Genomic DNA, 10,035 nt, shown 5'->3' with positions numbered 1-10,035 from the left:
ATCTGGCACTGGTCACACTTCCGCCGCCGACGACAACACCAAGCCCGCCTCAGCCACTACAAACGACGAGGCTACCCACTCACCGAACTGCCGTTGCAGTACTAACCGTCCTGGCCACTCACGAGGACTGGACCGACGCGCCACCGCCGCTCGGCCGCGGGAAGTACGTGAAGGCCTCCTTCCCTACCTTCAGGGTAGGCAAGGAGGCCTTCACGGACCGGGCCTGGGAGCTATCGCAGCCGGAATCCACTGGGTACTTTTGGCCTAACCACTCATGGGGGCGTGAGGTCAGCGGCGTATGAGACCGAGGTCGGTCGCGGTGGCGACGGCGGCGGTGCGGGAGTCGACGCCGAGTTTGGTGTAGCTGCGGGCCAGATGGGACTTCACGGTGCCCTCGGTCAGGTGGAGCCTGTCGGCGATCGCCCGGTTGGACAGGCCGTCGGCCACCAGGACCAGGACTTCGATCTCCCGCAGGGTCAGTGCCGTGGTGGGCATCCGCATGCGGTTCATGAGCCTGTCGGCGACTGTCGGCGCCAGCGTGGTGCGTCCGGCGGCGGCGGTGCGTACGGCGGCCGCCAGGTCTTCGGGAGGCGCGTCCTTGAGGAGGTAGCCGGTGGCGCCCGCTTCGATGGCGGGCAGGGTGTCGGCGTCGGTGTCGTAGGTGGTGACGATCAGGACGCGCGGAGCACCCGGCCGCGCGGTGATCGCCGCGGTGGCTTCGGCTCCGGTCATGCCGGAGCCGAAGCGCAGGTCCATCAGCACGACGTCGATGTCGCCCTCCGCGGCGCGGGCCACCGCATCCTCCGCTGTCGCGGCTTCGGCCGAGACGACGAGACCGGGTTCGGTTTCCAGCACGGCGCGCAGCCCCGCCCGGACGATGGGGTGGTCGTCGGCCAGGAGGAGCCGGATCGGGGGTTCGGTCACGGGCGTTCCCCGGGTTCGACGGGCAGCCGCACGGACAAGGTGGTGCCATGGCCGGGCGAGGACCCGACGGTGAGGGTGCCGTCCAGGGCTTCGGCCCGGGCGCGCATCGTCGTCAGGCCGAAACCGCTGTGCCGGGGATCGAAGCCGACCCCGTCGTCGACGACGACGAGGGCGACGTGCTCGTCCAGATAGTTCAAGGAGACCTCGGCGGTGGACGCGTCGGCATGCCGGACGGTGTTCGCGAGCGCGGCCTGGCCGATACGCAGCAACGCGACCTCGTGCGTGGTCGGCAACGGCACGGGAGTGCCGGCGAGGTGGAAACTCGCGGTGATCCGGTGCCGGGCGCTGGTGGTGGCGCAGAGCCGTTTCAGTGCGTCGGCCAGCGTGGTGTCGTCGAGCGCGGGAGGGGACAGGGCGACGACGAAGCGGCGGGCTTCGGCGAGGTTGTCCGCGGCCGCTTGACGGGCTTGCTCGACGTAACGGGCGGCGTTCCCGGCAGTGTCGGGAAGCGTTCTTTCGGCGGCACGCAACAGGAGCTGAATACTGGACAGCCCCTGGGCGAGGGTGTCGTGGATTTCGTGGGCGAGCCGCTCTCGTTCGGCGAGCACTCCTGCCTCGTGCTGGGCCTCAGCGAGGTCCACACGGGCCGCGGTGAGCTTCTTGATCAAGTTCCGGCGTCGTTCGCTTTCGCGGTACAGCGCCTGGTAGGCCCATACGACGGCGACCGCGACGGCGGCGCCGAGGGCCGGGCCGATCGCCGCAGCCGGGACGAAGGAACCTTGATGGGCGGTGAACGCGGTGATCGCGGCCAGGGCGGTCGCGATCACCGCGAGCAGACCCTGGCGGCGCGGCAGCAGATGCAACTGAAGGAAGTACAGCGGGAACGCGACCCACACGCCGTCGGCGGTCAGCACCAGCAGGACCAGCCACACGACGCCCACCGTGAGCAGCCACCACGCGGCGGCTCGCCGTGACGTCCTGACACGGGGCAGGAGCGGGCCTGCCGCGTACACCACGCCGCAGGTCAGTGCTGTCAGGACGACCGCTGCCGCTTGGGCCGAGCCGGCGGCGACCGCCCGCACCGCCGCCAGGGCGAGCAGGGCGATGAGCAGCAGGTGCAGACACCAGGTCAGCACCCGGCTGGTCGGGGTCAAAGCGGGCGGGATGGTCACAATGCGTCCAGGCTACGGAGCCGGATAGGGGAGCGCCTCTATCCAAAGGTAGAGGCGGCGTGCCGTCTTCCGGCTCGCGAAGTGTGGTCTCCGGCCAGATGTCCTTTCTGGACCCGGCGGCGATCGTAGAGAGGTAACCAGCCCACCCGCCGGAAAGGACAGACCGGAGCCGTGTTCGTCGCCTGGAGAGACCTGAGATTCGCCAAAGGGCGGTTCGCCCTGATGGGTGCCGTAGTCGTGTTGATCACCCTGCTGGTCGGCCTGTTGTCCGGGCTCACCGCCGGACTGGGCGAGCAGAACATCTCCGCGATCACCGGCCTGCCCGCGGACAAGATCGTCTTCGCCGCACCCGGCGACGGGCAAAGCCTTTCCTTCGCCAACTCCGCTCTCACCGAGACGCAGCGACGGCAGTGGGCGGGGACCTCGGGCGTCACCGGCGCCGAACCGCTGGGCATCGCCACCACCAAGGCCACCGCGGGGGACCGCAGCGCCGGGATCTCCGTGTTCGGCGTCCGGGCCGGTTCCGCGCTCGCACCGGACAGCGGCGCGATCGGCGGTGATTCGGTGGTGCTGTCGACAGCCGCCGCCGACGATCTTGGTGTCCGTGCCGGGGACACCGTCTCCGTGGCCGGGCATCCGCTGGCCGTCGCCGCGGTGTCGGGGAACGCCTGGTTCAGCCACACCCCGGTGATCTGGACCGGCCTCGACGTCTGGGCGAGGACGGCTCCGCCGGCGGGCGGGAAGCCGACCGCGACCGTGCTCGCGCTGACCGCAGCCACCGACGTCGACTTCGCGGCCACTGACCGTGCCGCAGGTACGAAGACGGTTTCGAAGAGCGACTCGTTGTCCGCGATCGGCTCCTACACCTCCGAGAACGGTTCGCTGCAACTGATGCGCGGCTTCCTGTTCGCCATCTCCGCGCTCGTGATCGGCGCCTTCTTCACTGTTTGGACCATCCAGCGCAGCGGGGACATCGCCGTCCTCAAGGCGTTGGGAGCCAGTACGGGATTCCTGCTGAAGGACGCGCTCGGCCAGGCTGTCGTGCTTCTCGTCGGCGGCACCGCCGTCGGAACCGGACTGGCTGTCGGCCTCGGCGCCGTGGTCGCCGGCTCCGCCGTGCCCTTCCTGCTGACTCCGGCCACCGTTCTCGTCCCGGCCGCCGTGATGATCCTGCTCGGAGCGCTGGGAGCCGCCCTTTCCGTCCGCCGCATCACCTCCGTCGACCCGCTGACCGCACTGGGGAGTGCCCGATGAGCCTGAACCTGACCGGCGTCACCCTCACCTACCCCGACGGCGACGCCCGCCTCACCGCCCTCGACGACGTCACGCTGGACGTTCCCGCAGGTGCCCTCATCGCTGTCGCCGGGCCGTCCGGCTCCGGCAAATCCAGCCTGCTCGCCGTCGCCGCCACCCTCATCAGCCCGGACGACGGGACCGTCACCGTCGACGGCACCGAGACCACCGGCCTGAGCCGCGGGGAACTCACCGAACTGCGGCGCCGCAAGATCGGGATCGTCTTCCAGCAACCCAATCTGCTTCCCTCGCTCACGGCCGTCGAGCAACTTCAGGTCATGGCCCGGATCGACGGCCGCTCCCCGGCCAAGGCCCGCGGCGCGGCCATGGATCTGCTCGACGCCGTCGGGCTCGCGCCGCAGGCAGGACGACGTCCGCATCAGCTCTCCGGCGGTCAACGGCAGCGGGTGAACATCGCCCGCGCGCTGATGAACGAGCCCACCGTATTGCTCATCGACGAGCCGACGAGCGCGCTCGACCATGACCGCGGCGCCGCTGTCGTCGAGCTGATCACCCGCCTCACTCACGAACGGGCCACCGCCACCGTTCTCGTCACTCACGACCGCGTCCACCTCACCGCGGTGGACCGGATAGCCGAAGTGCACGATGGACGGCTGCGCAGTCCCTCGCCAGCGAGCTGACCACGTGGATCGGGGCCGGTGGGGACCGTGACGGCCTTCGGTTCGAAGCCCATCTTGTCCGGTGCCACGGCAGAGCGGATAGTGGAGGTCATGGCGTGTCTCGATGCGGCTGACACGTGGCTGCCGCGCGACAGCGATTCGCCTGGAGTGATGTCGGGCGACAGCGGGACTCAGCGGATGTCGACTGCCGTGAACGGGCAGCCGATCGACATCGATGCCCTCCTGACGCACCTGCGTGATCGGGCGACGTTGGAGCACGCGGCCGGTGTGCTGCTGGCTCGGTACGAGCTGGCCGACGCCCCGACGGCGATCCGTGCGCTGCGGACCGCGGCTCTCCGTCATCACGTGGGCCGTAACGCGCTGACCAGAGCGTCGCCCCTCGCCCGTGGCGGGACGGCCGTTGGTTCCCGCCTCGTGTCCGGCGGAGCGCACCGGAACTCGATTTCCTGTCCGCTTCGTCCTGATCCGGCCGACGGGCCTGAAACTGGAACGAGCCGAGGGATTCTCCACGGAGTTCTTCCAGCACTTCGCCCACGTCGAGGGTGATGCCACCGCGTGCGGTATCGCTTCGCGGGTGCGTGAACCGATCACGGTCGCCGATGTCACCAAGTCGGGCATTTTCGATCGGCCGGCGCTCGAAGCCCTTGTCGTGGAGAAGATCCGGGCCGTGTACAGCGTCCCACTCACCGGCCCGAACGGGTGTGAAGGCGTAGTTTCGGTTCACTATCGCCGCTCAGGCCAGGTTCCGTCCAAGGCGACCCGCGACGAGCTGTCCCGGATCGCGTTTCAGACTGCGTCATGGCTGCATTGGTACCGACGGACGGCCACCCTCGACGCTCTCGAAGACCTCCATCACCACCGCGGCCGGTTTCCCGGCTGATTCCCGCCGATAGGGACTTTCGCCCTTTCGCGCCGGGCCGGACCACCTTGTGAACGGGACCCACGGCCAAAGGGCGCGGGACTTCATCCTCTGCGATCGGCACGTCCCGGCGTTCGAGACTGGGGTCGTCGAAACACGTCGAGAGGAGCAGGGATGCCGGTCGCCACGGAAGGGTCGATCGTCGCCGGGATCGACGGGTCCCGGTCCGCGAGGACGGCGGCGTTGTGGGCAGCGGACGACGCTTCGCGACGAGGCTTGCCGCTACGGCTGGTCCACGTCTACCGGGTCCCGCTCGCGAAGATGCCGGGTGTCGTTCCCCCGGCCGAAAAGATCCGGGCGGGGTTCGCGAATCAGGGGCAAGAGTGGACCTCCCACGTGCATGAGGTCGTTCTGGAGCGCTTTCCGGATCTGGTCGTCGAGACCGCGATCAGGGAGTGGAGCGCGGTGCCCGCCCTCATCCAGGAGTCGACCACGGCGACGATGGTGGTGCTGGGGTCGCGGGGGCTGGGCGGGTTCACCGGGCCATTGATCGGCTCGACGGCGGTCTCGCTCGCGCGGCACGGCCATTGCCCGATCGTGGTGGTCCGCGGACGCAGGCCCGACGGCCCCTTGCCCAACGACGGCCGGATCGTCGTCGGCACGGATGGCTCACCCACCAGCGAAGCCGCCCTCGTGTTCGGCTTCGACGAAGCGAGATTGCGGGAGGAAGGGCTGACAGTCGTCCGGACCTGGTCCGAAATACTGGACCACGGCGCGGTCCGGCCGCATCTTCTCGACGTCGACCCGACAGAAGTCGAGATGGAAGAGCGGAAGTCGGTCGAAGAGCAGGTGGCTCCTTGGCAGGACAAGTACCCGGACGTTCCGGTCGAGGTCGTCGTGCGTCAGGGGCGCCCTATCCGGACCTTGCTCGAATTCGGTACCCGAGCCCGCTTGCTCGTCGTCGGCTGCCGCGGACGAGGCGGGTTCGAAGGGATGCTCCTCGGGTCGACGAGTCAGGCGCTGGTCGCCCACTCGGTGTGCCCTGTCGCCGTCATCCGGCCCGCGGTGCCGGGCGAGGGCCAAGTCGACGAGGAACTGTGAGGCGGGAAGCGGCATGCGGGCAAGAGACCTGATGACGAGACCGGTCGTCACAGTCACGCCGGAGACGACCGCCAAACACGCCGCCGAGCTGTTGACCGAGCACGGCTTCACCGCATTGCCGGTGGTGAACGACGAAGAACGCTTGATAGGCATCGTGACCGAGGCGGATCTGATCCGGGACCGGTTCCCCGAGGACGTCCGGTTCGCAGGGCGGTCGGCAGGCCGCTTGGCGCCCGGCGCCACTGTGGCCGAGGTGATGACAACGCCCGTGGTCGGGATGAGCGCGGGTTCGGATCTCGCCGAGGTCGGCAGGGCACTGCTCGACGGGAAGTTCCGGGCGATGCCCATTGTGGACGGTGCGAAAGTGGTGGGAATCCTCACCCGGGGCGACTTCGTCCGCGCGTTCGCCAGGGCCGACGGTGCGATCGCCGCTGACGTACGGCATCACCTCGCCATCTACGGCGGACCGGGCCGATGGGCTGTCGACGTTCAGGAGGGCATGGTCCGCATCGGCGACCGATACGGGAACGACACCGACCATCATGTGGCGAAGGTCATCGCCGAGGGGATTCCCGGTGTCGTGCAAGCGAAGGTGACTTACCAGGAGGGTGAGGAATGAGTGCCGCGGTGAACAGGATCGTCGTCGGGGCGGACGGTGCCGAGCCGGGGCGGGCGGCCGTTCGCTGGTCAGCGGCCCGCGCCGCCGAACGCGGTCTTGGCCTGCTGATCGTGCACGCTCTCCACGTGGAACAGCGAGCCTACGGTGGTGGGCTCGCGGGACCGGCCCCGTGGTTCGACGTGCTCGCCGCGGACGGGCGGCGAATCCTCGACGAAGCCGTGGAGGAAGCCGGATCGGCCGCTCCCGGTGTCCGGGTGGACACCCTGATGCCCACGGAATCGCCGGTCTCGATCCTGGTCGAGGCGTCGAACTCGGCGACGATGGTGGTGGTCGGCGGGACAGGCAAGGGCTTCTTCGGGGAGATGACCATAGGCTCGACGGCGTCGGCGATCATCGCGCACGCGCACTGCCCCGTGGTCGTGCTCCGGGGCAAGAAGGGCACGACGAACTACCCCGACAGCGGGCCGGTGGTCGTCGGGGTCGACGGGAGCCCGTTGAGCGACCAGGCCTTGGAGGCGGCGTTCGAGGAAGCCTCACGCCGGAACGCGCCGCTGGTGGCGGTGCACGCCTGGTCGGACGTCACCTATGACGACGTCTACGGCATGGCGCGGCTGGTCACACAGTGGGAGTCCATCGAGGAGGACGAACGCAGACTGCTCGCGCAACGCCTGGCGGGCCTGCAGGAGAAGTACCCCGACGTCGCGGTGGAACGCTCGCTCGTCCGCGACCGGCCACGGCAGGTCCTGCTGGAATGGAGCGCCAAAGCACAGCTCGTGGTCGTGGGCAGCCGCGGCCGCGGCGGGTTCACCGGTCTCCTGCTCGGCTCGACCAGCCAGGCACTGGCCCATCACGCCGAATGCCCGGTGATGGTGGTCCGGACGAGGCAAACCCGGTGACCGCTGCCGGTGCACGGACGGCGCCCGCGGAACTGACGGCCGCCGAACTGTCCCGAGTGGACGCTCAAGGGCGGGCGGTGAAGGAAACGGGACGTTCACCGTCGCGAGGTCACGCCACACAGCCCTGCGACCGACCGCCGCGCCAGGCTGGAAAAACGCCCATCGACCGGCTAGGAGCGCAGGATGATCCTCACCGATTTCCCGGTGCTCACCACGGCGCTGAAGGCAGCGGTGCGGGCACCGTCTCCGCACAACATCCAGCCTTGGTTCTTCAGGGTGGGAGCCGATGTCGTCGAGGTCCATCTCGACGAGGACCGGGTGCTGCTGGTGTGCGATCCCGACGGCAGGTATCGGCCCGGCGGCGGGGAATCGCGGCTGCCATTCCGCGCCGATACAGCAATCGGCGCCCGTTCGCGGATCACCGGCCGGAGACCCGGCGCCGCGCGGGAAGGGCCATGCAACGGGTCCTGCTTTCCGCGACCATGGCGGGGTTGCGTGAGCTGATCGGTGGCAGCCAGTACCCGCAAACCCTTGTCCGGCTCGGTTTCGACTATCCGGGCGTCCCGACGCCGCGGTGCCCGCTTGCGGCGGTCGTCGACGAGAAGACGTCATGACGGTGATCGACACCATGATCGGGGCCCATGTCTGGTCGACGGAGGAGAAGCGGATCCTCGTCCAAGCCGCTCGCCTCGCCCCGCGCCGCCGGCTCGGCGACAACTGGGCCTTGGAGATCCAGGGGGACCAAGTCGAGTTGTACGAACGTTTCGACGAGACGAGGTGGTTGCGCGACCATTGCGGCCGGACCCGTCTCCTCGCCTGTGGCGCGGTGCTGACGCATCTCGACGTGGCGATGAGATTGCTCGGCTGGCTGCCGTCGATCGACCTGAGCGCCGTGCCGAACGTCCCGGATCGCGTCGCCATGCTCAAGGCGTCCTCGCGGTCGAGGCCCGGTAACCGGGACTTCGCCCGGTACGGCGCGATGGCCGGCCGGGCATCGTTGCCGGTGCCCGGCTCGCTGGACACCTGGTGCGAGGAGCTCTCGCGGGATCACCAGGGCGACGGCGTGCGGGTCGCCGTGTTGTCCGCGGACCGCGCGTTCGAGCTGCCTTCGGTGGGCGGGCGGATCCGCCGCGATCTGGACCCGGCCGACGACGATTCGCCGGGAAACGTCTTCGTGGTCACCACGATGGAGGAGACCAGGCATCAGATTGTCCGGGCGGGCGCGACGGCGCAGTGGCTCCGGCTCGAGGCCACGGAACACGGCCTGCACTGCAGGACCGTCGCCGCGCCGTTCGACGCCCCCGCGCGCCGTGGCTCGCTCGCGGGCACCGCCGGGGTGCCGGGCACACCTCAGCTCCTGGTCATCGTGAACCTGCCTGGATGACACCGAGAGAAGGGAACGACGTCATGGCGCAGCACTCTTCCGCGGTGTCGCGCTGCGATGGTCAAGGTGGGCGACGGTGCTGTCTTGGCGACGGGAAGCTGCACAACCCTCCTCGTCGGTTCGGTTTCGATCGTCTGATCTTCCGGAAACAGGGAGTCGCCGCATGCGAGAGCCGAAGGGCACGCTGCGTGGGCAATGGTCGGCCGGCGAGATGGAGGTGCTCGCCAGAGCCGCGGTGAGCGCGCCGTCGACGCGTCGGGGACGGCCCTGGTCCCTCGCGCTTCCAGAGCGCCGTGCGGAGGTGATGGAGCACGTCGACCCGGCCCGGCCATCGTCGCCGTCGGACCGGCGTGACCAGTTGATCTCCTGCGGTGCGGTGCTGGCCAATCTCGTCCTGGGTGTCCGCGTTCTCGGCTGGGACGCACGGGTCAGCGTGGCGACGGAGGCGGAGGCGCCGCTGGCCGGTGTCGTGGCCGTCACCAGGCGATCCCCGCCCTCCGCCCACGATTTGCACGGCTATTCCGCCATTTCGCGACGGACCAGCCACGACGCCGAGTTCTCGCGCGTGCCGGTGGCGCCGGATCTGATGGCCCGGATCGTCCGGCGGGCGTCCGGTGACGTGCTCTGCCGGGTCGTGCACCCCGGAGAGCTTCGGCCTCTGGCGAATCTGCTCGAAGCGGCCGCCGAGTCGGTTCGGAACGAGCCGGAACTGAAGGTGTGGACCGATGCCTGGCACATTCGAAGAGCGGACGTGCGGTACTCGCCCAGCGCCGAGGCCTGGTCGCCCTGGGCCGAGGTGGTACGGAGCGGGCCGCTGATCCCCGCAGGCGTGAAGCTGGCCGACAGGTTGAAAAAGGAGACCCTGGTGGTCTTCTGCGCCGCCACCGAAGGCAGGCCCGAGGTGGTGTCGACCGGTGTGGCGATGGAGTCGCTTTGGCTCGCGGCGGTCGAAAGCGGGCTCGCGGCCTCGACATTGACACGCCCACTTCGCGTGCCACGGATCAGAAGTCGGTTGATCGCCGAGCTGGCCCTTCCCGGTGCGCCGGGCTTGATCATGCGTTTGGGCTATCCGGCTGGGTGACTCGGGTGTATTTCGGCCGAAGCCGTTGCGTCCGGCCGGGTCGTCCCTGAGCGGAGGCCGTGTCA

11 protein-coding genes and 1 pseudogene are annotated in these 10,035 nt (G+C 69.3%); 10 read left to right on the top strand and 2 right to left on the bottom strand.

The genetic code is table 11. The features are described from left to right. Nucleotides 1–288 precede the first annotated feature (288 nt). Both ACFOSH_RS36440 and ACFOSH_RS36435 read right to left on the bottom strand, forming a co-directional pair. Entirely contained in the window at nucleotides 289–924 is a 636-nt protein-coding gene (locus tag ACFOSH_RS36440) for a response regulator (protein ID WP_378244941.1), read from the bottom strand. Then, on the bottom strand, nucleotides 921–2,096 hold the full coding sequence (locus ACFOSH_RS36435; protein ID WP_378244939.1) for a sensor histidine kinase: 1,176 nt from the start codon (nucleotides 2,094–2,096) through the stop codon (nucleotides 921–923). Before ACFOSH_RS36435 ends, ACFOSH_RS36440 begins: the two co-directional genes overlap by 4 nt. A gap of 171 nt (nucleotides 2,097–2,267) precedes the next feature. Here ACFOSH_RS36435 and ACFOSH_RS36430 point away from each other — a divergent pair, with 171 nt between their 5' ends. From ACFOSH_RS36430 to ACFOSH_RS36385, 10 genes and pseudogenes are all read left to right on the top strand, one after another. After that, entirely contained in the window at nucleotides 2,268–3,350 is a 1,083-nt protein-coding gene (locus ACFOSH_RS36430; RefSeq protein ID WP_378244937.1) for an ABC transporter permease, read from the top strand. After that, entirely contained in the window at nucleotides 3,347–4,030 is a 684-nt protein-coding gene (locus ACFOSH_RS36425; protein WP_378244935.1) for an ABC transporter ATP-binding protein, read from the top strand. The genes ACFOSH_RS36430 and ACFOSH_RS36425 overlap by 4 nt, the downstream gene beginning before the upstream one ends. A 574-nt stretch (nucleotides 4,031–4,604) precedes the next feature. Next, nucleotides 4,605–4,910, top strand: a complete 306-nt coding sequence (locus ACFOSH_RS36420; protein WP_378244933.1) for a hypothetical protein — start codon at nucleotides 4,605–4,607, stop codon at nucleotides 4,908–4,910. A gap of 153 nt (nucleotides 4,911–5,063) precedes the next feature. After that, nucleotides 5,064–5,990, top strand: coding sequence for a universal stress protein (locus ACFOSH_RS36415; protein ID WP_378244931.1), 927 nt, complete (start codon nucleotides 5,064–5,066; stop codon nucleotides 5,988–5,990). Nucleotides 5,991–6,003: 13 nt separating this feature from the next. Beyond that, nucleotides 6,004–6,609 (top strand): CBS domain-containing protein, encoded by a 606-nt coding sequence (locus ACFOSH_RS36410; RefSeq protein WP_378244929.1) that lies wholly within the window; start codon nucleotides 6,004–6,006, stop codon nucleotides 6,607–6,609. Beyond that, entirely contained in the window at nucleotides 6,606–7,505 is a 900-nt protein-coding gene (locus ACFOSH_RS36405) for a universal stress protein (protein WP_378244927.1), read from the top strand. The genes ACFOSH_RS36410 and ACFOSH_RS36405 overlap by 4 nt, the downstream gene beginning before the upstream one ends. Nucleotides 7,506–7,688: 183 nt before the next feature. Continuing rightward, a pseudogene (locus ACFOSH_RS45165) lies at nucleotides 7,689–7,853 on the top strand (Acg family FMN-binding oxidoreductase); the annotation flags it as partial. Nucleotides 7,854–7,996: 143 nt separating this feature from the next. Continuing rightward, nucleotides 7,997–8,119: a hypothetical protein gene (locus ACFOSH_RS36395; protein WP_378244923.1), complete on the top strand. Its 123-nt coding sequence runs from the start codon at nucleotides 7,997–7,999 to the stop codon at nucleotides 8,117–8,119. Continuing rightward, nucleotides 8,116–8,889 carry a hypothetical protein gene (locus tag ACFOSH_RS36390; protein ID WP_378244921.1) on the top strand — a complete coding sequence of 258 codons (774 nt, stop codon included), beginning with the start codon at nucleotides 8,116–8,118 and terminating at the stop codon, nucleotides 8,887–8,889. Before ACFOSH_RS36395 ends, ACFOSH_RS36390 begins: the two co-directional genes overlap by 4 nt. A gap of 211 nt (nucleotides 8,890–9,100) precedes the next feature. After that, nucleotides 9,101–9,970, top strand: coding sequence for a nitroreductase (locus ACFOSH_RS36385; protein ID WP_378244919.1), 870 nt, complete (start codon nucleotides 9,101–9,103; stop codon nucleotides 9,968–9,970). Nucleotides 9,971–10,035: the final 65 nt, after the last annotated feature.

It is taken from the genome of Amycolatopsis speibonae, assembly GCF_042647925.1.
Classification (GTDB): domain Bacteria; phylum Actinomycetota; class Actinomycetes; order Mycobacteriales; family Pseudonocardiaceae; genus Amycolatopsis; species Amycolatopsis speibonae.
The sequence above is the reverse complement of the archived record's forward strand: the minus strand, read 5'-3'. Positions and strand labels throughout refer to the sequence as shown.

Bases quoted from the DNA above. Each gene is read 5' to 3' on its own strand.
- ACFOSH_RS36425 (WP_378244935.1), top strand. From the start codon at position 3,347: ATGAGCCTGAACCTGACCGGCGTCACCCTCACCTACCCCGACGGCGAC.
- ACFOSH_RS36405 (WP_378244927.1), top strand. From the start codon at position 6,606: ATGAGTGCCGCGGTGAACAGGATCGTCGTCGGGGCGGACGGTGCCGAG.
- ACFOSH_RS36410 (WP_378244929.1), top strand. From the start codon at position 6,004: ATGCGGGCAAGAGACCTGATGACGAGACCGGTCGTCACAGTCACGCCG.
- ACFOSH_RS36385 (WP_378244919.1), top strand. From the start codon at position 9,101: ATGGAGGTGCTCGCCAGAGCCGCGGTGAGCGCGCCGTCGACGCGTCGG.
- ACFOSH_RS36390 (WP_378244921.1), top strand. From the start codon at position 8,116: ATGACGGTGATCGACACCATGATCGGGGCCCATGTCTGGTCGACGGAG.
- ACFOSH_RS36415 (WP_378244931.1), top strand. From the start codon at position 5,064: ATGCCGGTCGCCACGGAAGGGTCGATCGTCGCCGGGATCGACGGGTCC.